This window comes from Streptomyces vastus (genome assembly GCF_039532825.1).
GTDB classification, from domain to species: domain Bacteria; phylum Actinomycetota; class Actinomycetes; order Streptomycetales; family Streptomycetaceae; genus Streptomyces; species Streptomyces vastus.
In genome coordinates, this window is the sequence record NZ_BAAASJ010000035.1 from 1 (window position 1) to 21,353 (window position 21,353).

The following is a 21,353-nucleotide window of genomic DNA, read 5'->3' on the forward strand; positions in this document are numbered from 1 at the left end:
GGCAAATGCACGGCCGAGCAGGATTCGACCTCCTCCGTCACCGCATCCTCCTGCAATGAGGAGAACGCACCGTCACCACCGACTACGGAACAGAGCCGAATTCATGACCCTCTTCCGGTAGGTCTTGCGTTCACGCAGTGTCGCCATGGCTGTTGTTCTCCGGGTGGGGGCTGGCGGTGCGGGCGCGGATGTGGGACTGGGTTTCTGCGGCCTTCACTGTCCTGTCACACTTCGTCCGAATATTGGTGGTCCTCGAAGGACGACTGGCTGGTCGCCGACCAGGACCGTGCAGGCTCCGCGGCGTGCGTCGTGTCGACGGTGAGATGCAGACGGGTTGCGCCCTCGCCGCCAGCGGGGTGGCTGCGCCGCTCGGTCGAGGAGAAGCAGCGGCGGGCACTTCGGCGACGTGACGAGCGGCCTCCGGAGTCGCCGCGATGATACGGACCTCGGCGCGGTCCGCGGAGGGCAAGGGCTCGTGATTCATGGCGTACCTCCTGCAGGGCGGCGCGCTGAGGATGAACGAGTGCCGCTTCAGACGTCTGGCGTCGAAGCGCAGCGCTTTTCACGTACGCCCCCTCCTGCAGCGTATGCCCGGTCCTGTGGTCCCGGCCCACCGAACCGGGCACTGGCGTCACGGTGATACCCAGGGGGACCGACGCTCGCCGGCACGCGGAGTAACGTCGCAGGGACCGAGGTTGGGCAAGGCCCGGGTGTGGGGCCGAGGGCGGTTGCAACGTCCACGCGGCCCCTGTGGCACAGCCCGTGTACAGGGCGGCGTATGCGAGGGAGCCGCAGGTCAGGCCGGTCTCAACAACCATGTTGATGGCGACAGCCGTGCGGGCCTCGAATGCACAACCAATGGATTACAAGGGCTCGCGGAGTCGTGACAGGTGACCGCCCAGCGCCGGTTCGACAGGCCGCGGGCCTCGGTGCGGGCCACGGCCCCGTGCGTCGGCGAACCGGCTGGTACGGGGGTGTTACGGGGGCGCCATGCGCCAGATGCGGGCCCAGGTGGAGGCGTATTGGCGCAGCAGCGGGCCGGTGGTGTAAGGGATGCCGTACTTCTCGCACAGCTTGCGCACCTGGGGAGCGATCTGGGCGTAGCGGTTGCTCGGCAGGTCGGGGAAGAGATGGTGCTCGATCTGGTGGCTGAGGTTGCCGGTGAGGACGTGCAGGAGAGGGCCGCCGTCGATGTTCGCCGAGCCGAGTGCCTGCCGTACGTACCACTCGCCGCGCGACTCGCCCTCGATCTCGTCCTCGGTGAAGGATTCCGCGCCGGCGGGGAAGTGGCCGCAGAAGATCACGGTGTGCGCCCAGATGTTGCGGGCGGTGTTGGCGGTGAGGTTGCCGAGCAGGCAGGGCAGGGCGGACGGGCCGGCCAGCAGCGGGAAGAGGACGTAGTCCTTGGTGAATTGCCGCGCGGCCTTGCGGGCCATCCCGGCGAGGTCGCCCAGGAACGCGCGCACGGACTTACGACCCTGGACGACGGCCTCGGGCTCCAGGTCGTACAGGGCGATGGCCCACTCGAAGACCGGGGCCAGCAGCGGCCCGCCGTAGAAGGGCTGGAGGAGATGGACGGGGTGCCAGGGCTGGTCCTGGCTCATCCGCATGGCCACGTAGCCAAGGTCGCGGTCGCGGCCCACCACGTTGGTCCAGGCGTGGTGCAGGTCGTTGTGGGTGTGCTTCCAGGCGGCCGCCGGGGTGGGGAAGTCCCATTCCCAGGTGGTGGAGTGGATGGCCGGATCCCGCATCCAGTCCCACTGGCCGTGCAGGATGTTATGGCCGAGCTCCATGTTCTCCAGGACCTTGGCGGTGGTGAGCATCGCCGTCCCGGCCAGCCAGGCGGGCGGCAGCAGGGAAACCGCCAGTGAGGCCCGGCCGCCGGCCTCCAGGGCGCGGTGCACGGTGATGAGGGTACGGATGTAGCGGGCGTCCTCGGCGCCGCGCTCGGCGAGCACGTCGGCGCGAATGCGGTCCAGTTCCCGCCCGAAGGCGTCGGCTTCGGGCGGCGCAAGAGCAAGCGCAGCGGCCACTGGTTCTCCCTTCCCAAAGGCTCGAGGCCCGACAGGCATCGAGGCTCGACAGATGGTCTCTACAGGTCGATGTACGCGGGTGGTCTCTACAGGTCGAGGTGCACGGGGCCGCAGGCGGCCGACACGCAGGTCTGGATCACATCGCCCGGCTCGCCGTGTACGTCGCCGGTCCGCAGGTCGCGGACCCGGCCGGCGGACAGCGGGCTGAGGCAGCTGCGGCAGATGCCCATACGGCAGCCGCTGGGCATGACGACACCCGCCGCCTCACCGACATTCAGCAGGGACGTGGCCGGGTCGGCGTCTGCCTCGACACCGCTGCGGGTGAAGCGCACCCGCCCGCCGTGCCCGCCCGTTCCCCTGCCGGGCACGGCCGGTGACGGCGGCCGGAACCGTTCCAGGTGCAGCCGGTGCCGGGCATCCGCGTCGCACCAGGCCCGCTCGGCGAACGCGAGCAGACCTTCCGGCCCGCAGGCCCAGCACTCGCGCTTCTCCCAGTCAGGGCACAGAGCGCCCAGGCGTACCCGATCCAGCCGCCCTTCTTGGCGGGTGTGGTGTTCGTGCAGCGTCAACCAGCTTTCGCAGGTGGCCATCGCACGCAGCTCACCTCCGAAGACGACCCGGTCGGCGTCCGGCGCGCTGTGCACCAGCACGGTGTCCGGACGGCGGCCCGTGCGCTTGGCGAGCGCGCGCAGCATGGCCACCACGGGAGTGATGCCGATACCGCCGGTCAGGAACAGCAGGCGCGGAGGCGGCGGGCCGGGCAGCACGAAGTCCCCCTGGACAGGACCGAGGCGCAGTCTCTCCCCGAGCCGGACCCGGCGGGCCAGGTGAGGGGACACTCGCCCGTCCGGGACTGCCCGTACGGTGATGGCGAAACGCCCGGAGCCGTCCGGCGGGGTCGTGATCGAGTACGTCCGCCAGTGCAGTGCGCCGTCGATGCGCACTCCCACCGGCACGTACTGCCCGGCCGCGCGATGCCCCGACCAGCCGCGCCCCGCCCGCACCACGAGCGTCGTCGCGTCCGCCGTCTCCGCCCGTACCAGCTCCACCCGGCCCGCCGGCCACCTGGCCGACCACAGGGGGTCGACGACGGCCAGAAAGTCGTCAGGCAGCAACGGGGTGGTCAGCCGCCCGGCGCCCTGCCAGAGGGGTCGCGCCAGGTGCCGGAGCACACCGACCATTCGCCTCTCCGTTCCTCGTCACTCTCCGACCACCTACGCTCACGCAGCCGTGGACGACCGGCAAGCCGGGTTGCTCCGTCCCTGACGGGCATGACCCTGGCGCGAGCCGGCGGCAGACCCCCCGCACTGACGACGACCTCGCGGCGCCGGTGTGGACACGCATGCAACGCGATGCGCATCCCGGCCACGGATTGCCAAGCCCTCGTCCCCGGCATGTCCGACCGCCGGCCAGTCGGCGGTGCCTGCGGTTCCGGTGTCCGATCCCCGGCATGGCGTCGTTGCGGCCAAGGTCCGCGATCCGTGCGTCATGCCAGTACTGAGCCGGCGGATCAGGGCGATTCCGGCAGGGCGACCGGGGCGTGATCATAGCGAGGATCACCGCCATGGTGAGCGGTCTCCGTGGTCCTCAACTTCCTCGGCCCGAGGGCAAGGGCCCCGTCGGGCTCAGTGGCGGGAGTGTGGCGGTGGTGCCCAGGTCCCGCCGTCCGTTTCCCACACCTCTTCCCCGCTTCGGGCGTCGGTGACGTCGCCGGTCGCCGTGGTATGCACGGGGGTGTGCCCCGCGCGGACTTACCGCGCTCTCCGCGGCGGCCCGGCGGCCACTCGACATCGAACCCGAGGCGCGGGCGATTCCGTCCGCCCAGCCCTGGCCGAGGCGCCGGCCGAGCAAGTCGTACGGACACCGACCGCTCGCCTCGGTGAGGAGTGCTGCTGGGTGGGGCCTCGCCTCCCGGGCCGCTGCGGGATCAGCGCAGCGGCCTGCGGATCCACACCTCCCGGGCAGCCGTCTCCCGGTCGGCACCAGCACCCGCACCGCCATCCGAACTGGAACCAACGTCTGAAGCAACTCGAGGGCCGAGTTCGCCGAGTTTCGACCATCCCCAGGCGTGCAAGGTCTCCTCCGCCGCGGTCTTCCGGCCGCCTTCGCCGGGCCGGTCCACGGCCGCGACGACCAGATCGGCGTCGCGGCGGGCCAGCAACCGCTCGCCGAGGCGGGTCGCGATGCCGCGGCGCCGCTGGGACGGCAGCACCATCAGTTCGGCCAGCAGGAAGGTCCGGCCCGAGGCCGTGAGTTCCTCGATCTCCGTCGGCAGCTCGTCCCGGAAGCCAGACCACCACTCGCCGGTACGAGCCACGCGGAACCCGTAGGCGCAGCCGGCCAAGCCCGCCGCGTCGGCGACCACCATGTCGAAGTCGGTGCGCTGCACATGCTGCTCGAACCGATTCAGAAAGCTCTGGCGGTCACGGTATTCGGCACCCGCGGCACCGCGGTACGCCGTGACGTGGACGTCCGCGACGACGTCCCGCTGCTGCTCGGCCTGCCAACGGGACAGTCTGCGCAAGTACACGTCTGTCATACGAGCCTCTCCCGGCCGTGGGACGAACATCCCCGGATTCGGCATGGTGACAGCAGGAGCCGACGAGGTAAACCGGGCGTCGGGACAGGGGGTCGACCGAGTGTCGGGATCAGGGGTGTGACGCCCTGCCTGCGCGCCACCGGTTGTGCAACGGCCCCGGCGTATACACACCGGGGCCGCCCTTCCGGGCCATTGCACGTGAGAGTGCGCCGACCCACTTGTCATCGTATGACCGAAACGCCATTCTGGTACAGGCGGTTTCGGGCAATACGGCCCCTGGCTCCGGTGTCCTGAAGTGGCCCTGTCGCGTCAGTCGCGCTCCTCCTCGTCGGCCTCCATGAGCCGAATCCCCTGATGCGTCAGCGTGACCATCGCGGGTGCGTTTCCCCGGGTCCAGTCGGCCGTGATAAGCCCTTCGCCCACCAAATATGTGCATGCCGCGGCCAGATCCTGCTCGGGGATCCCCAGGTCGTCACGCAGCTTCGCCCCAGTGACGCCAAGGAGGCGATTGCCTTCCGTGGCCTCGTACAGGGTTTTCATGATCGCTTCGCGGTAGTGCTTCCGCTCGTGCAGTGTTGCCATGATTGCCGCCACTCGTGCCGAGCACCGACGAAAAGTCAGCTGGGGTACGAGGAACTCCTGGTGTTCACTGTACTCCGGGCCAGGCCCCGAGACCTGCGTTGACCAGCGGTTTCCTCGGGTGCCGGAGCATTGGGCGGCAGCGTCTGGGCGAGCCGCGTCGTGGCCGGTGCGGAGTATCGTGGACCCAGGAAGTGTCTCTGCTTCCCCGGCGGTGACGCCGACATCGCCCCAGGCGGTCGGCGAGCCGCCGAACCCGCAGACAGGCGATGACGATGCTCGACCCCGACCCGTCACGTGAGGCGAAGCTCCTGCCGGACGCGATCCACCAGGCCGTCCGGCCCGGAACAGCCATCCTGCGGCTGCAAACGACACACGACCGCGCGGGAATCCTCGACGGTGCGTGGTGGCCACGGTCCCGCGACATCGGCGCCGAGCTTCCCGGCCTGATCGCCGCGCTGACCGAACACCTCGGGCCTGTCACGCGCGTCGGCCTGGACTCCAGCGCCTGGGAAGAACTGCCGACGCGGTTGATCATCGACGACCGCGTCGTGCACATCGATTCGTCTTCGGTCGGTGACGACACCGTCCTCGTCAGCCGGGGCGATCGAGATCTCTTCTCCCTGCTTGTGGTACCGCCGCACGCGACACCCGACGCGGCGCGCGACGCGATGGCGAGGGCCGTCTGCGCCGACAACCTCACGCAGGCGGCGCAGATCCTCATCGACACCGGTACCGGTCGAGTCCCCCCGATCGCCACGGAAGCCCCGTAGCCGACCGCCCCAGCCACGACGTACCTCTTCTCTGGCGTCAGGTGGCTGATTGCTGTGCGCGCGGCATGGGCGCCGGCCGGGCTGGAGCGGGGCGGAGACAGGAGCGCAGGCCCGGCCGGGGGCCGGGCCGCGCGGTGAGCGGAGCGAGCCGCCTTGAACCCGTAGAGAAAGTTGTAACTCAGTCGCTGATGTAGGGGTGTCCGGTCCCGGGAGATGCTTGACACTTCGGTCCCAGCTGATGGTTGACAGTGGCTGTGTTCGGCTTTTCTGTGCGCGTCGTTGCGGTGCGTGTGGGGAGGCCGGGATTGGCGCTGGTGGAGTTGTCGTTTGTCGAGCAGAGATACCGGGCTGTGCTTGCGGTGTTGGCGGGTGCGACGGTGACGGAGGTCGCCGCGTCGCTGGGGGTGTCGAGGCAGACGGTGAGCGGGTGGAAGTCCCGGTATGAGGCTTCGGGGCTGGCGGGGCTGGCGGGGCTGGTGGACCGGTCGCGTAGGCCGGTCTCGTGTCCGCATCAGGCTTCTGCGAAGGTGGAGGCGGCGGTGTCTGAGCTGCGGCGCAGGCATCCCCGGTGGGGGCCGCGGCGGATCGCTCATGTGCTGGAGCGGGCCGGGTCGGTGGCGCCGGTGCCGTCGCGGATGACGGTGTATCGGATCCTGGTGCGGCATGGGCTGGTGGAGCCGGGGGTGCGGCGTCGGAAGCGGTCGGATTACAAGCGCTGGCAGCGGTCCTCCGTGATGGACGCCTGCGGGCTGACCGTCCCTCCCTCCCGCTGGCGGCTGGCTCTCGCCCGGGTGGCCGACCGGCCCGCGCCGGACTCCCGTGTGCCGCGCATCCTGCGGCTGCGACCCACCCGGACCGGCCTGGTCCTGAGGATCAAGCTGCGTCCCGGACAGGACGCGTTCGACGTCTCGGCCGCCACGGACCGGTTGCGTCACTCCTTCGGGATGTACGGCGTGACCTCCCGTGAACTGCGCTCCGGCGTCGTTGAGTTGAGGATGACCGGCTACGACGTCCTGAAGAGGGTGCAGATGCCCAAGGTCGACCGCGCTCCGATGCGCATCTCGGTCGCGCTGCGGGAGGACGGTTCGGTGCACTACCGCGACTACCGCAGCGTCCCGCACGGGCTCACGCTCGGCGCCACGGAGTCGGGCAAGTCCGTCTAAGAGGTGCTGCGGGACTATGAGGACGGTCTCGCGATCGCTCCGACGGGCTACACAGGCGCCGACGCCGTGAACGACTGGCTTACGTACGGCCTTGCGGGACGCGACCTCGGCACGGTTGAGAACTGTACGATCCTGAGCCGGAACCACGTGATCCCGGCTCTCGGCGCCCGAAAGCTTCGGGATCTGAGTGCGGAAGACGTGGACCGCTGGCTCGCGGCCAAGGCCAAGACGCTCAGCACGCGTACCCTCCAGGCGATCCACTCCTGCCTGAACCGCTCGGTCAAACGGGCCATGGCGCGGGACAAGGTCAAGCGCAACGTGGTGGAGCTGTGCTCCGTGCCGCAGGGACAGACGGGTCGCCCCTCCAAGGCGCTCACCTTCGCCCAGGCCGAGGCGGTGCTCAAGGCGGCCGAGGGGACCTCGATGCACGCGTACATCGTCGTAGCCCTGCTGACCGGTGCCCGCACAGAGGAACTGCGAGCCCTCACCTGGGACCACGTCTTCCTGAAGGGCCAGCCGGACGCCGACCCGCCGCAGCTTCCGCACATCGCGGTGTGGCGCTCGGTCCGGCGCGGTGGGGACACCAAGACCCGGAAGTCCCGGCGCACGCTCGCTCTGCCGGCGCGCTGCGTAGAGGTCCTCTGGCAGCAGTTCGAAGACCAGGGCTGGGATCGGCTCGCCGCTGGCGACAAGTGGGAGGAACACGGGCTGGTCTTCTCGTCGGCCGTGGGCAAGCCGCTCGACGCGACCAACGTCCGGCGGGCCTTCCGCCAGGCGCTCAAGGATGCCGAGGGGATCAACGCCGACGAGTGGACGCCCAGGGAGCTCCGGCACAGCTTCGTGTCCCTGCTCTCCGACCGTGGCGTCCCGCTGGAGGAGATCTCCCGGCTCGTCGGCCACTCCGGCACGGCCGTGACCGAGGAGGTGTATCGAAAGCAGATCCGGCCCGTGATCCAGACCGGCGCCGTGGTCATGGACGGCATCTTCAAACGGGATCCGGAGCGGTAGTCACGCAGATAGACACGCAGCAACGCCAGAGGGCCCTCACCGATTCGGTAAGGGCCCTCTGAACTGCTATTTGGCTGTCGGGGTGGCGGGATTTGAACCCACGACCTCTTCGTCCCGAACGAAGCGCGCTGCCAAGCTGCGCTACACCCCGATGTCGCTTTGAGCAGGCCACTTCAAGTGGGCTGTGTCGTGGCGACGTCGTTTACTTTAGCCCACCGGTGGCTGGAGGCGAAATCCGGTTTTTCGGGGGTCCGCGGTGCGGGCCCGGGCGGGTCGGCAGGAGCCAGTCCAGTGCTGCCGCCAGGGAGCGCCGCGTGGAGAAGCTGGTTCCAGGGAGCGCCGTGCGGAGGGGCTGGCTCCGAGGGGGGTGCCGTGTGGAGGAGCTGGTTCCGGGAATCTTCCGGCTTCGGGCCGGGAGAGCGCTTCAATCCCGCCCTGTAAGCGTCAGCAACGTAGCCTCCGGCGGGCAGGCGAACCGTACCGGCGTATAGCGATTCGTGCCGCAGCCCGCCGAGACGTGCAGGTACGCCGTCCGCCCGGCGGACGTATGCGTGGACAGGCCCTTCACCCGGTCCGTGTCCAGGTCGCAGTTGGTGACGAAGGCACCGTAGAAGGGGAGGCAGACCTGGCCGCCGTGCGTGTGGCCGGCCAGGATCAGGGGGTAGCCGTCCGCGGTGAAGGCGTCCAGGACGCGCAGGTACGGGGCATGGGCGATGCCCATCGAGAAGTCGGCCGAGTCGGAGGGGCCGCCGGCCACGCGCGCGTACCGGTCGCGTTTGATGTGCGGGTCGTCGAGGCCGGTCAGCTCGATCTCCAGGCCGTCGATCTTCAGCGAACCCCGGACGTTCGTCAGGTTCAGCCAGCCTGCCGCGTCGAAGCCGTCGCGCATGTCCTCCCACGGGTTGTGGATGGCGCCTACTACGGGCGGGTTGCCGTTCAATCCGTGCCGCCCCTGCGCCTTCTCCAGCAAGTACCGGGCAGGGTTGCGGGGTTTGGGCCCGTAGTAGTCGTTCGAGCCGAAGACGTACGCGCCCGGGAACTCCATCAGCGGACCCAGTGCGTCCAGCACCTCCGGCACGCCCTCGGTGTCGGACAGGTTGTCGCCGGTGTTGACGACGAAGTCGGGGCGCAGCCCGGCCAGGGAGCGCAGCCAGCGCTGCTTCTTGCGCTGGCCGCTCACCATGTGGATGTCGGAGACCTGGAGGACGCGGAGCGGGCGCATGCCCGGTGGCAGCACGGGCACCGTCACCCGCCGCAGGCGGAAGGACCGGGCCTCGAAACCCACCGAGTAGAGCAGACCGGCGGCGCCGGCCGCCGTGATTCCCAGGGGTACTCCGTATCGCGCGCGCATGCGCCCATCGTGTCAGACGGCGCGCACGGTCGAAGCCACGCGGCCTTCGCATGGAACCGAAGGCGTGCCGCGGGAAATCAACAGGCCGCTGTCGCACCACACCTGCGACAATCGACCCCATGACCAAGCTCAAGTCGAAGCTGCAGGAAGACCTCAATGCCGCGATCAAGGAGCGCGACGAGCTCCGCTCCTCGACGCTCCGGCTGACCCTCGCCGCGATCACGAAGGAGGAGGTCGCGGGCAAGGAGAAGCGCGAGCTCTCCGACGAGGAGGTGCAGAAGGTGATCGCCAAGGAGGCGAAGAAGCGCCGTGAGGCGGCCGAAGCCTTCGCGCAGGGTGGTCGCGCCGAGTCGGCCGAGCGGGAGAAGGCGGAGGGCGAGGTCCTCGCCGACTACCTGCCCAAGCAGCTGTCCGACGACGAGCTCCAGGAGATCGTCGCCCAGGCGGTCGAAGAGGCGAAGGCAGCCGGCGCGGAGGGCCCGCGTGCCATGGGTCAGGTCATGAAGATCGTGAACCCGAAGGTGGCGGGCCAGGCCGAGGGCGGCCGCGTCGCCGCCGCGGTCAAGAAGCTGCTCGCGGGCTGAGAGCTGAAGGCCCGCACAGCCACACGCGGATACGTGCATACGTGCATACGACGGTGGGGGCGCCCCTTCCTGCAAGGGGCGCCCCCACCGTCGTATCGCATCAACTGCCTGGTGTCTTACGGGAACCGACCGCCGTTCCCGTTCCCGCCGTTCCCGTTCCCGCCGATCGTCCACTCCTCCGGGATCGAGAAGGACGGGTCGGGGATGTCACCGATGCCGCCGTCCCCGTTCCCACCGTTGCCGTTGCCGTTGCCGTTGCCGGGGTCGTCGTTGTCGTCGTCGTCCGGGCGGCCCTTGTCCTCCTTGGGCGGGTCGGGGATGTTGACCAGGTTGAAGCCCGGGGATTCCTTGCCCTCGAGGGCGCCGGTCATGGCGTCCTTCCAGATCGGGCCGGGCACCCTGCCGCCGTAGACCTTGTCGTGCCAGACGCCGCCGATCGTGATGTTCGACATCTTGACGGCCTGGGTGGCGCTGCCGACCCAGACGGCGCCGGACATGTTCGGCGTGTAGCCGACGAACCAGGCGTTCCTGCGCTCGTCGGTCGTACCCGTCTTACCCGCGTTGGCACGGTCGGTGAGGCCGGCCTGCTGTCCCGTACCGGAGTCGACCACGCCGCTCAGCAGCGTGTTGATGGTGTCCGCGGTGGTCTCGGACATCGCCCGGCTGCAGGTCGACTTCGGCACCTGAAGCGACTTGGTCTCGCCGCCTATCCTCCGGTTGATCGACTCGATGGCGATCGGCGTGCAGTACGTACCGCGGTTGGCGAAGGTCGCGTACGCGTTCGCCATCGTCAGCGGCGAGATGCCGGTGGAGCCGAGGGTGAGGGAGGACGGCACGATGGGCAGCTTCTTGCCGTTGCCCTGCACCACGCCCATCTTGTCGAGGACCTTGGACACCGGACACATGCCGATGTCCTCGAGCATCTGCACGAAGTAGGTGTTGACGGATTTCTCCATCGCCTCCTTCAGGCGGTACGGGCCGACCTCGGACTCGTCCTCGTTCTCCACCTTGACGCCGTCCGTGTTCCGCCACGGACTCGAGTCACACGTCTCCACCCTGTCCGGATACGACATTTCGTACGGCGCCGGATACTCCTGGATCGGAGGGGTGCCCTCCTCGAGGGCTGCGGCGGCCAGGAACGGCTTGAAGGTCGAACCGGTCGGGAAGCCGAAGTTCGAGCCGCCCCTGCCCTGCTCGACCGAGTAGTTGATCTCGGTCTCGTTCTTGCCGTAGCCGTACGGCTTCGACTGGCCCATGCCGAGGATCTTGCCGGTGCCCGGTTCGACCAGCGTGGCTGCCGTGGCGACCTTGTCCGACTTCCTGACATGGCTCTTGATCGAGGCCTGCACCGATTCCTGGGCCTGCGGGTCGAGCGTCGTACGGATCGTCAGGCCGCCCTGGTTCCAGACCTTCGCGCGGGCCTTCTTGGTCTTGCCGAAGACCTTGTCGTTCAGCACCAGTTCGCGGACGTAGTCACAGAAGAAGCTCGCGCCCTTGACCGCGGTGATACAGCCGTTGTTCGGCTTGCTGACCTTCAGGCCGAGCGGCTTCTCCTTGGCCTCGTCGGCCTCCGCCTGGGAGACGTTGCCGAGGTCGGCCATGCGCTGGAGGACCACATTGCGCCGTTGTATCGCCTCTTGCTCGTCGTTGACCGGGTCGTAGCGGGTCGGTGACTGGACGACGCCGGCGAGCAGCGCGGCCTGCTCCAGCTTCAGGTCCTTCGCGGACGTGGAGAAGTAGCGCTGGGCCGCGGCCTCGACGCCGTAGGCTTGCTGGCCGAAGAACGTGATGTTCAGGTAGTTCTCGAGGATCTTCTTCTTGCCGAGCTCTTCCTCGACCTGAATCGCGTGCTTCAGTTCCTTGACCTTGCGGCCGAGGGTCTGCTGCGTGGCCTGGGCGACAAGCGTCGGGTCGTCGCCGGCCTCCTCCACGAAGACGTTCTTCACGTACTGCTGCGTCAGCGTGGACGCGCCCTGGGACACTTCGCCGCTCTGCGCGTTCCGGTTGAGCGCGCGCAGGATGCCCTTGAGGTCCACCGCGCCGTGCTTGTAGAAGCGGGAGTCCTCGATCGCGACGATCGCCTGTTGCATGTACGGCGAGATGTCCTTGAGCTCGACCACGGTGCGGTCGCGCGAGTAGACCGTGGCGATCCGCCCACCCTGGTTGTCCAGGATCGTGGTGCGCTGACTCAGCGGCGGACGCTTGAGGTTGGCGGGGATCTCGTCGAATCCCTCGACCGAGCCCTTGGCCGCCAGCCCCAGCGCACCGGCCGCGGGCAGGGCGATGCCCGCCGCGACGGCTCCCGCGAGCACGCTGACACCTAGGAACTTGGCGGCCTGCTGAATCGGAGACAGGCCGCCACCCGAGCGCTTGTTTGGCATGAGGGCAGCCTACGTTCTCATTCGCCGGACACGCGTATAGGCCTTGGCCTAAGCTGCTCACAACTGTCACAGCAGCAGGGCTACGTATCAATACGGCTGGCGACCCCGAATCGTTCCAGTCGATTCCCAACTTTTTTGTTGGGCTCGTGCCCGAATCCGCCTCATGTGTCACTTGGCGTCCGTTGTGACGCAGCTCAACTGTCCTGGTTTGCCAGGAAGGTTACGTATGCCGTCAGGTCACTCCGTTGGGTGATCTGCCGCGTACCCATAGTCCATTCGGGCCATTCAAGATTGGGCCCGCAGGGGCTGGTTGACTGTGCCCACCTTCCGTAACGTCCTCAACTGGCGGCGGTGAATATGCCGCTGCCGCCGTGGGGGAGCCTCGATTCGGGAGAGGACGGCGCCGGTATGGGCTGGGTAACCGACTGGAGTGCGCAGGCGGCCTGTCGCACTACCGATCCGGACGAACTGTTCGTTCAAGGAGCAGCGCAGAACAGGGCCAAGGCGGTATGCACCGGGTGTCCGGTGCGTACGGAATGTCTTGCCGATGCGCTGGACAACCGCGTCGAGTTCGGCGTGTGGGGAGGCATGACGGAGCGGGAGCGCCGCGCACTGCTGCGTAGGCGGCCAACCGTCACCTCCTGGCGCAGGCTGCTCGAGACAGCGCGTACGGAGTACGAGCGGGGGGCGGGCATTCTGCCCCTCGACGAGGAAGAGGTGTACGAGCACTACGCGGCGGTGGGCTGACCGCTCGCCGCGGTCGCATACCGCGCAGACGCACCGTACAAAGCCGTATACGACTGCTGTACGGCCGTATATAACGCTGTCTGCAGCCAGGGCCCGCGAGGTCCGGTGCTGTACCGCGCCCCGTAAGGGGCGCGGGGCTGTGACATACGTGGTTCCGCCACGCGGGAGCGACTGGCCACAGGCGGCCCGCAGTTTCGAACCGCACCTCCAGCGGGGCGCTCAGGCACCGGCCGCGAGCCGGTCCCCGATGTCCCGCAGCCCTGCGAGGTCGTGCACATCGCCGGGCAGCGCGGCCACTTCTGCCACCGCCACCTCGGGGTGGAGCGCGGTGAAGCGGTCACGCGTGCGCTGCTCGCGGAAGAGCAGCCGCATGCGCTCGGCGTGCAGCCTCAGCAGGCCCGCGGTGAGTTGCCCGACGGGTCGGGCCGTCCCTGCTCCTTCGGCGTCGATCCGGTCCGCGGCGGGGGAGCCTGCGTCGGGTGCGGGAGCCTCGGGAACGGCGGAAGCGGGAGATTCTGAACTGCCATACGTGTCGGGAGAGTTACGAACTCCAGCTTTCCCACCCTCCTGATCGACAATGCGGGCTTCCGCAAGATTTTCCGCGGCGGCGAGCGCCCGCTCGGCGGACAGCTGGGTGGCGCCGCTGCCGTGGACCCGGTTCAGCACCAGACCGGCGAGCGGCATGTCCTCTGCGGCCAGCCGTTCCACGAAGTACGCGGCCTCGCGCAGCGCGTCGCGCTCCGGGGCCGCCACCACCAGGAAGGCCGTGCCGGGCGCCTGGAGGAGCTTGTACGTGGCGTCCGCGCGGGTACGGAAACCACCGAAGGTGGTGTCCATCGCGGCCACGAACGTCTGGACGTCCTTGAGGAGCTGGCCGCCGAGCAGCTTGCCCAGGGTGCCGGTCATCATCGACATCCCGACGTTCAGGAACTTCATCCCGGCCCGGCCGCCCAGCTTCGCCGGCGCCGTCAGCAGCCGGATCAGCCTGCCGTCCAGGAAGGACCCGAGCCGTTTCGGGGCGTCCAGGAAGTCGAGCGCCGAGCGCGAGGGAGGGGTGTCGACGACGATCAGGTCCCATTCGTCGCGGGCCCTCAGCTGGCCCAGCTTCTCCATCGCCATGTACTCCTGCGTGCCCGCGAAGCCCGCCGAGAGCGACTGGTAGAAGGGGTTGCCCAGGATCGCGGCGGCCCGCTCCGGGTCCGCGTGCGCCTCGACGATCTCGTCGAAGGTGCGCTTCATGTCGAGCATCATCGCGTGCAGTTCGCCGTCCGCGGAGTCGTCGATGCCCTTCACCCGGCGCGGGGTGTTGTCGAGCGCGTCGATGCCCATCGACTGGGCGAGCCTGCGCGCCGGGTCGATGGTGAGGACGACCACCTTCCGGCCGCGCTCGGCGGCACGCAGCCCGAGGGCCGCAGCCGTGGTGGTCTTGCCGACGCCGCCCGCCCCGCAGCAGACCACGATGCGGGTCTTCGGGTCGTCGAGCAGCGTGTCGACGTCCAGGACGCGGACCGGGTCCAAGCTCATGAGATCCCCTGCCGGCGCAGTTCGGTGGCGAGTTCGTACAGGCCCGCGAGGTCCAGTCCCTCGGCGAGCAGCGGGAGTTCGTGCAGTGGGAGGCCCAGCTCCTGGAGTGCGGCCCGCTGCTCGCGCTCCAGTGCGTACCGCTCGGCGTACTCGTCCGCCTGGGTGAGCAGCGGCTCCACGAGCCGCTCGGCGACCCCACCGCGGCGTGCGCCGCCGAGTCCGGCCGCGGAGAGCGACTTGGCGATGGCCGCACGCGGCGCCTCGCGGGTGAGCTCCAGGTCGGCCTCGTCGAGGATCGTGGGCCGCACCATGTTCACGATGATCCGGCCCACCGGCAGCTTCGCGGCACGCAGCTCGGAGATGCCGTCGACGGTCTCCTGGACGGGCATCTCCTCCAGGAGGGCCACCAAGTGCACGGCCGTCTCACGCGACTTGAGGACCCGCATGACGGCCTGGGCCTGATTGTGTATCGGGCCCATCTTGGCGAGGCCGGCCACCTCGTCGTTCACGTTCAGGAAGCGGGTGATGCGGCCCGTCGGCGGGGCGTCCATGATGACGTAGTCGTACACGAACCGCCCGGTCTTGTCCTTCCTGCGGACCGCCTCACACGCCTTCCCGGTGAGGAGTACGTCCCTGAGGCCGGGCGCGATAGTCGTCGCGAAGTCGATGGCGCCGAGCTTCTTCAGGGCCCGTCCGGCGCCCCCCAGTTTGTAGAACATCTGGAGGTAGTCGAGAAGTGCCAGCTCGGGGTCTATGGCGAGGGCGAACACCTCCCCGCCCCCGGGTGCGACGGCGATCTTCCGCTCCTCATAGGGCAGCGCCTCCGTCTCGAAGAGTTGCGCGATGCCCTGCCTGCCCTCGACCTCGACCAGGAGGGTGCGCTTGCCCTCCGTGGCGAGGGCGAGCGCGAGGGCTGCGGCGACCGTCGTCTTGCCGGTACCGCCCTTGCCGCTGACGACCTGGAGCCTGCTCACATCTTCGAGCCTAACCAGTCGGCGGCCGGGCTACGCAGGTGGCTGTGGACAACGGGTGGCGGAGGCTGTGGAGAACGTGCGGGGGAGCTGGGTGCCCAGGCGTGCGGGAGGCAGGCTGCCAGGCGCGCGGAAGGCCGTACGTGGCAGCGGATACAGTCGGCCACATGACCAAGTGGGAATACGTGACTGTGCCGCTGCTCGTCCACGCCACGAAGCAGATTCTGGACACCTGGGGCGAGGACGGCTGGGAGCTCGTCCAGGTGGTGCCCGGGCCGAACCCCGAGCAACTGGTGGCCTACCTGAAGCGCGAGAAGCAGGCATGAGCGCCGTCGAGTCAAAGCTGGCCGAACTCGGGCTGACCCTGCCCGAGGTGGTGCCGCCGCTGGCCGCGTACCAGCCTGCCGTGCAGACCGGGGTGTACGTCTACACCTCCGGCCAGCTCCCCATGGTGGACGGCAAGCTTGCGGCCACCGGCAAGGTGGGTGCGGAAGTCACGCCGGAGGTGGCCAAGGAGCTGGCCGCCACCTGCGCGCTGAACGCCCTGGCGGCGGTCAAGTCGGTCGCACGTGACCTCGACCGTGTCGCGCGCGTGGTGAAGGTCGTCGGCTTCGTGGCCTCGGCCGCCGACTTCACGGGCCAGCCCGCCGTCGTGAACGGCGCGAGCGAGCTGCTGGGCGCGGTCCTGGGTGACAAGGGCGTGCACGCGCGGAGCGCGGTCGGGGTGGCGGTGCTGCCGCTGGACTCGCCGGTAGAGGTCGAGATCCAGGTGGAGCTGACGGAGGCGTGAGCGGGCCCTCTGGGGAGCCGGTCGGTCCACGATCGGGCTCCCCAGAGGCATTGGTTCCTCCGGGCGGCCCCCGGAGCAGCCGATTGTTGCCTCTCGAACATCAGCTCTCCACGGGATAGCCTCCGCGCATGGCGAATGGGCAGTGGTATCCACCGGAGTGGCCGGACCGTATCCGTGCGCTCACGGAGGGCAGGCTCACACCGGTCGTCCCCAAGCGGGCGGCCACCGTCATGCTGCTCAAGGACACCGATGGCGCCCCCGCCGTGCACATGCTGCGCAGACGCACCTCCATGGCCTTCGCCGGAGGCGCGTACGCGTATCCCGGAGGCGGCGTGGACCCCAGGGACGACGACCGGCAGATCCGCTGGACGGGCCCCACGCGCGCGTGGTGGGCGTCCCGGCTGGGCGTCGACGAGACCTCCGCCCAGGCGATCGTCTGCGCTGCGGTGCGCGAGACGTACGAGGAGGCCGGCGTGCTGCTCGCCGGCCCCACGCCGGACTCCGTGGTCGGTGACACCACGGGAGACGACTGGGAGGCGGACCGTGAGGCCCTGGTCGCCCGAGACGTCTCCTTCGCCGAGTTCCTGGACCGCAGGGGGCTCGTGCTGCGATCCGACCTCCTGGGGGCGTGGACGCGCTGGATCACCCCCGAGTTCGAACCGCGCCGCTACGACACGTGGTTCTTCGTGGCCGCCCTCCCGGAGGGCCAGCGCACCCGCAACGCCTCCACGGAGGCCGACAGCACCGTCTGGATCCGCCCCGGGGAGGCGGCGGACGCGTACGACAAGGGCGACCTCCTGATGATGCCGCCCACGATCGCGACCCTGCGCCAGCTCCGCTCGTACGCCACCGCCGCCGCGGCCCTCGCCGCCGCACCCGGGCGCGACCTGGCCCCCGTCCTGGCCCAGGCCCGCCTGGAGGACGGCGAGCTGGTGCTGTCCTGGCCGGGACACGACGAGTTCACCAAGCACATCCCGACCGGTGGAGCCCCGGCATGACGGACGCAGCAGCCCTACCCGGCCAGCCGCGGGGCGGGGTTCTCGACGGCCCCGCCACCGCGCGTGCGATCAACGTCCTCGCCCCCAACGCGTCCCCGATGACGCTCGACGGGACGAACACATGGATCCTCTCCGAGCCGGACTCCGAGCTCGCGGTGGTGATCGACCCGGGGCCCCTGGACGACGTACACCTGCGCAACGTCGTGGACACCGCCGAGAAGGCGGGCAAGCGGGTCGCGCTGACCCTGCTGACGCACGGGCACCCCGACCATGCCGAGGGGGCCACGCGGTTCGCGGAGCTGACCGGCACGAAGGTGCGGGCGCTCGACCCCGCGCTGCGGCTCGGCGACGAGGGCCTGGTGGCCGGAGACGTGGTCAGGACGGGTGGCCTGGAGCTGCGCGTCGTACCGACCCCCGGCCACACCGCCGACTCGCTGTGCTTCCATCTGCCCGCCGACCGGGCCGTCCTGACCGGCGACACGATCCTGGGCCGGGGCACCACGGTCGTCGCCCACCCCGACGGCCGCCTCGGCGACTATCTGGACACCCTGCGGCGACTGAGGTCCCTGACGGTCGACGACGGCGTACACACGGTGCTGCCGGGCCACGGCCCCGTCCTGGACGACGCCCAGGGCGCCGTCGAGTACTACCTCGCCCACCGCGCCCACCGCCTCGCCCAGATCGAGACAGCGGTCGAGGACGGCTACCGCACCCCGAGCGAGGTCGTGGCCCACGTCTACGCCGACGTGGACCGCTCCCTGTGGCCGGCGGCAGAGCTGTCGGTACGGGCACAGCTGGACTATCTGCGGGAGCACGGCCTGATCTAGGCCCGCCTGCCGCTGCGGACGGTCACCCGAGCCCCGTCCCCTTCCGCACGTGACCGACTGGGGTGCGCCCCTTCAGGGGCGCGGGGAACTGCGCGCCGAGCCACAACGGACCCGCAGCCGCGACACGACTGTCCCCCCACCCCCTGGCGGGGAACTGGGGCGCAGCCCCAGGGGATGGGACGGGTAGGGGCGGCGGGGGCGAGAAACATCCCGGCACGCCCCCGCGGGGGACAACAAAAGGGTCCCGCCCTCCAAAGGCGGGACCCCTCGACGTACGGCCAAGACCCAGCGTCAGCGCGACCGCTTGGCCAGCCGCTCCACGTCCAGCAGGATCACCGCACGCGCCTCCAGACGGAGCCACCCACGACCGGCGAAGTCGGCGAGCGCCTTGTTGACCGTCTCACGGGAGGCGCCGACCAGCTGGGCGAGCTCCTCCTGCGTGAGGTCGTGCACCACATGGATGCCCTCTTCGGACTGCACGCCGAAGCGGCGTGAGAGGTCGAGCAGCGCACGCGCAACACGGCCGGGAACGTCCGAGAAGACCAGGTCGGACATCTGGTCGTTCGTCTTGCGCAGGCGCCGCGCGACGGCGCGCAGCAGGGCGGCGGCCACCTCGGGCCGCGCGTTCAGCCAGGGCTGGAGGTCGCCGTGGCCCAGGCCCAGCAGCTTGACCTCGGTCAGCGCTGTGGCGGTCGCCGTACGCGGACCGGGGTCGAACAGCGACAGCTCGCCGATGAGCTCGCCGGGGCCGAGGACGGCGAGCATGTTCTCGCGGCCGTCGGGGGACGTGCGGTGGAGCTTGACCTTGCCTTCGGTGACCACGTAAAGGCGGTCACCCGGGTCACCCTCGTGGAAGAGCGCGTCGCCGCGCGCGAGGGTCACCTCACTCATGGAGGCGCGGAGCTCCGCGGCCTGCTCGTCATCGAGCGCCGCGAAGAGCGGGGCGCGCCGCAGAACGTCGTCCACGAGTTCTCTCCTTGTCGACCTGCTCAGGGGATCTTGCTCCCCCGTGTACCAGGGGACGGTGTTCCCCATATTGCCGGACGGTCCAAACAGTGTGATCAGTCACAAGTCTGCCGCACGCACGTCCCGGACAGTGCGGCAGGGGGCCAATTGGTGGCCGATCACGGAGGGCCGGGGCGGATGTCAGCGGTGGGCTTTAGGCTGGCCGGGTGTCCAAATTGCCGGTGAGAGCACAGGCCAAGGGGGCTGGACGGGTGGTAGTACGTCGCGATTCCGCTGTGGGCGAACAGAGCCCCGACGGGACGAAGAAAACGGCAAAGGCGGCACATCCGGCACCGGCCGAGCGGACGTCGGGGGTGGCGAAGAAGGCGACGGCTGCGACGAACAGGGATTCAGCTACGGCGAAGAAGGCCGCATCCGCCGAGAAAGCCGCCCGGGCGGCGACCAAGGCCCCTGCCAAGAAGGCTGCCGCCACCAAGAAGGCAGCCGCTGCAAAGAAGGCCGCCCCTGTGAAGAGCACCGCCAAGAAGGCCGCTCCCACCGAAGCACCCGCCGTCACTCCTGCCCGTAACGAATCCCGCACTGCTCTGGTCCGCCGCGCGCGCCGTATCAACCGCGAGCTCGCCGAGATCTACCCGTACGCCCACCCGGAGCTGGACTTCGAGAACCCCTTCCAGCTCGTGCTCGCCACCGTGCTCTCGGCCCAGACGACCGACCTGCGGGTGAACCAGACGACGCCGACGCTCTTCGCCAAGTACCCCACCCCGGAGGACCTGGCCGCCGCGAACCCCGAGGAGGTCGAGGAGATCCTGCGGCCGTGCGGGTTCTTCCGGGCCAAGACCAAGTCGGTGATAGGGCTCTCCAAGGTCCTGAGGGACGACTTCGGGGGCGAGGTCCCCGGACTCCTGGAGGACCTCGTCAAGCTCCCCGGAGTGGGCCGCAAGACCGCCTTCGTGGTGCTCGGCAACGCCTTCGGGCGCCCCGGAATCACCGTGGACACCCACTTCCAGCGGCTCGTCCGCCGCTGGCAGTGGACCGACGAGAAGGAGCCGGACAAGATCGAGGCGGCCATCGGCGCACTCTTCCCCAAGAGCGACTGGACGGACCTCTCCCACCACGTGATCTGGCACGGCCGCCGTATCTGCCACGCCCGCAAACCCGCCTGCGGCGCCTGCCCCATCGCCCCCCTCTGCCCGGCGTACGGAGAGGGCGAGACGGATCCGGAGAAAGCAAGGAAGCTCCTGAAGTACGAGAAGGGCGGCTTCCCGGGCCAGCGCCTCAAGCCACCGCAGGCATACCTCGACGCGGGCGGCCTCCCCGCGCCGCCGCTGGGAGCGCCCGTGCCGAGCGGGTCCACAGCGGATTCGGGATGACGGAACGATCAGGCGGGCCACGGGCGTTGAGATCAGCAGAACGGGGGTGTCGATGACGCACGCGAGTGATATGCGGGGCGGCCGATTGAACCTGAGCAAGGAGGGCCTGCCCGGCTGGCTGGACCCGGTGGTGCACGCCGTCGAGACGGTGGAGCCGCTCCAGCTGAGCCGCTTCCTGCCGCCCGCGAACGGCGCGGGCCGCCAGTCCGCCGTGCTGATCCTTTTCGGCGAGGGGGAGCGCGGCCCAGAGCTGCTGCTCATGGAGCGGGCTCATTCGCTCAGATCGCATGCGGGGCAGCCGTCGTTCCCCGGTGGCGCCCTCGACCCCGAGGACGGCGACCCGAAGGCCGACGGGCCGCTCCGGGCCGCTCTCCGCGAGGCCGAGGAGGAGACCGGGCTCGACCCGCGCGGCGTCCAGCTCTTCGGCGTACTGCCCGCGCTCTACATCCCGGTGAGCGGCTTCGTGGTCACCCCGGTGCTGGGCTGGTGGCGCGAGCCGACCCCGGTGGGCGTCGTCGATCCGAACGAGACGGCCCGGGTCTTCACGGTCCCCGTGGCGGATCTCACGGACCCGGCCAACCGGGCCATGGCCATCCACCCGCGCGGCCACGCAGGCCCGGCATTCCTGGTCGAATCAGCCCTCGTCTGGGGCTTCACGGCCGGCATCATCGACCGCCTCCTGCACTACTCGGGCTGGGAACGACCTTGGGACCGCGACAGGCAGGTCCCGCTGGACTGGCGCGCATGAC

Annotated in this window: 19 protein-coding genes, 1 tRNA gene and 2 pseudogenes; 11 read left to right on the top strand and 11 right to left on the bottom strand. The window is 69.6% G+C overall.

The genetic code is table 11. The features are described from left to right. Positions 1-224: 224 nt before the first annotated feature. The 5 genes and pseudogenes from ABD357_RS17890 to ABD357_RS17910 all read right to left on the bottom strand — a co-directional run bounded on the left by ABD357_RS17890 (position 225) and on the right by ABD357_RS17910 (position 5,154). Positions 225-484, bottom strand: a pseudogene (locus tag ABD357_RS17890) (hypothetical protein). Positions 485-977: 493 nt separating this feature from the next. After that, on the bottom strand, positions 978-2,033 hold the full coding sequence (locus ABD357_RS17895) for a fatty acid desaturase family protein (RefSeq protein ID WP_344391246.1): 1,056 nt from the start codon (positions 2,031-2,033) through the stop codon (positions 978-980). Positions 2,034-2,119: 86 nt separating this feature from the next. After that, on the bottom strand, positions 2,120-3,214 hold the full coding sequence (locus tag ABD357_RS17900; RefSeq protein ID WP_344391249.1) for a ferredoxin reductase: 1,095 nt from the start codon (positions 3,212-3,214) through the stop codon (positions 2,120-2,122). A gap of 746 nt (positions 3,215-3,960) precedes the next feature. Further along, positions 3,961-4,572 (bottom strand): hypothetical protein, encoded by a 612-nt coding sequence (locus ABD357_RS17905; RefSeq protein WP_344391250.1) that lies wholly within the window; start codon positions 4,570-4,572, stop codon positions 3,961-3,963. Positions 4,573-4,881: 309 nt separating this feature from the next. Beyond that, positions 4,882-5,154: a hypothetical protein gene (locus tag ABD357_RS17910; RefSeq protein WP_344391251.1), complete on the bottom strand. Its 273-nt coding sequence runs from the start codon at positions 5,152-5,154 to the stop codon at positions 4,882-4,884. A gap of 272 nt (positions 5,155-5,426) precedes the next feature. Between ABD357_RS17910 and ABD357_RS17915 the strand changes: the two genes are divergently transcribed. The 3 genes and pseudogenes from ABD357_RS17915 to ABD357_RS17925 all read left to right on the top strand — a co-directional run bounded on the left by ABD357_RS17915 (position 5,427) and on the right by ABD357_RS17925 (position 8,095). Next, positions 5,427-5,924, top strand: coding sequence for a DUF5994 family protein (locus ABD357_RS17915; protein ID WP_344391322.1), 498 nt, complete (start codon positions 5,427-5,429; stop codon positions 5,922-5,924). A 320-nt stretch (positions 5,925-6,244) separates the two neighbouring features. Next, a pseudogene (locus ABD357_RS17920) lies at positions 6,245-7,084 on the top strand (helix-turn-helix domain-containing protein); the annotation flags it as partial. Positions 7,085-7,090: 6 nt separating this feature from the next. Continuing rightward, a complete protein-coding gene (locus tag ABD357_RS17925) occupies positions 7,091-8,095 on the top strand; it encodes a site-specific integrase (protein WP_344391252.1) in 1,005 nt (334 codons plus the stop codon). 77 nt (positions 8,096-8,172) lie between these two features. Here the strand turns inward: ABD357_RS17925 and ABD357_RS17930 are convergent. Together ABD357_RS17930 and ABD357_RS17935 are read right to left on the bottom strand one after the other, a co-directional pair. Beyond that, a tRNA-Pro gene (locus ABD357_RS17930) sits at positions 8,173-8,246 on the bottom strand. 273 nt (positions 8,247-8,519) lie between these two features. Further along, entirely contained in the window at positions 8,520-9,446 is a 927-nt protein-coding gene (locus tag ABD357_RS17935; RefSeq protein WP_344391254.1) for a metallophosphoesterase, read from the bottom strand. A gap of 119 nt (positions 9,447-9,565) precedes the next feature. On the opposite strand from ABD357_RS17935, the gene ABD357_RS17940 reads away from it, so the two are divergent. After that, positions 9,566-10,030, top strand: a complete 465-nt coding sequence (locus ABD357_RS17940; protein WP_344391256.1) for a GatB/YqeY domain-containing protein — start codon at positions 9,566-9,568, stop codon at positions 10,028-10,030. Between the two features lie 116 nt (positions 10,031-10,146). On the opposite strand, the gene ABD357_RS17945 is transcribed toward ABD357_RS17940, so the two are convergent. Beyond that, on the bottom strand, positions 10,147-12,411 hold the full coding sequence (locus ABD357_RS17945; protein ID WP_344391258.1) for a transglycosylase domain-containing protein: 2,265 nt from the start codon (positions 12,409-12,411) through the stop codon (positions 10,147-10,149). A gap of 408 nt (positions 12,412-12,819) precedes the next feature. Here ABD357_RS17945 and wblA point away from each other — a divergent pair, with 408 nt between their 5' ends. Next, a complete protein-coding gene (gene wblA, locus ABD357_RS17950) occupies positions 12,820-13,158 on the top strand; it encodes a transcriptional regulator WblA (RefSeq protein ID WP_033321758.1) in 339 nt (112 codons plus the stop codon). A 219-nt stretch (positions 13,159-13,377) separates the two neighbouring features. Here the strand turns inward: wblA and bagB are convergent, their stop codons facing one another. Next, a complete protein-coding gene (bagB, locus tag ABD357_RS17955; RefSeq protein WP_344391262.1) occupies positions 13,378-14,682 on the bottom strand; it encodes an ATPase BagB in 1,305 nt (434 codons plus the stop codon). After that, entirely contained in the window at positions 14,679-15,656 is a 978-nt protein-coding gene (bagA, locus tag ABD357_RS17960) for an ATPase BagA (RefSeq protein WP_344391264.1), read from the bottom strand. Before bagA ends, bagB begins: the two co-directional genes overlap by 4 nt. A gap of 164 nt (positions 15,657-15,820) precedes the next feature. Here bagA and sp36 point away from each other — a divergent pair, with 164 nt between their 5' ends. The 4 genes from sp36 to ABD357_RS17980 all read left to right on the top strand — a co-directional run bounded on the left by sp36 (position 15,821) and on the right by ABD357_RS17980 (position 18,268). Then, positions 15,821-15,979, top strand: a complete 159-nt coding sequence (gene sp36 / locus ABD357_RS17965; protein WP_344391265.1) for a Sp36 family protein — start codon at positions 15,821-15,823, stop codon at positions 15,977-15,979. Further along, positions 15,976-16,443, top strand: a complete 468-nt coding sequence (locus tag ABD357_RS17970) for a RidA family protein (RefSeq protein WP_344391267.1) — start codon at positions 15,976-15,978, stop codon at positions 16,441-16,443. Before sp36 ends, ABD357_RS17970 begins: the two co-directional genes overlap by 4 nt. Positions 16,444-16,571: 128 nt before the next feature. Further along, positions 16,572-17,441: an NUDIX hydrolase gene (locus tag ABD357_RS17975; protein ID WP_344391269.1), complete on the top strand. Its 870-nt coding sequence runs from the start codon at positions 16,572-16,574 to the stop codon at positions 17,439-17,441. After that, positions 17,438-18,268, top strand: coding sequence for an MBL fold metallo-hydrolase (locus tag ABD357_RS17980; RefSeq protein WP_344391270.1), 831 nt, complete (start codon positions 17,438-17,440; stop codon positions 18,266-18,268). The genes ABD357_RS17975 and ABD357_RS17980 overlap by 4 nt, the downstream gene beginning before the upstream one ends. 291 nt (positions 18,269-18,559) lie before the next feature. Here ABD357_RS17980 and ABD357_RS17985 read toward each other — a convergent pair whose 3' ends face one another. Beyond that, positions 18,560-19,234, bottom strand: coding sequence for a Crp/Fnr family transcriptional regulator (locus ABD357_RS17985; RefSeq protein WP_006382668.1), 675 nt, complete (start codon positions 19,232-19,234; stop codon positions 18,560-18,562). Between the two features lie 275 nt (positions 19,235-19,509). Between ABD357_RS17985 and nth the strand changes: the two genes are divergently transcribed. Then, positions 19,510-20,604 (top strand): endonuclease III, encoded by a 1,095-nt coding sequence (gene nth, locus ABD357_RS17990; RefSeq protein ID WP_425584908.1) that lies wholly within the window; start codon positions 19,510-19,512, stop codon positions 20,602-20,604. Between the two features lie 52 nt (positions 20,605-20,656). Next, positions 20,657-21,352 carry an NUDIX hydrolase gene (locus tag ABD357_RS17995; protein ID WP_344391271.1) on the top strand — a complete coding sequence of 232 codons (696 nt, stop codon included), beginning with the start codon at positions 20,657-20,659 and terminating at the stop codon, positions 21,350-21,352. The last annotated feature ends 1 nt before the right edge of the window (position 21,353 follow it).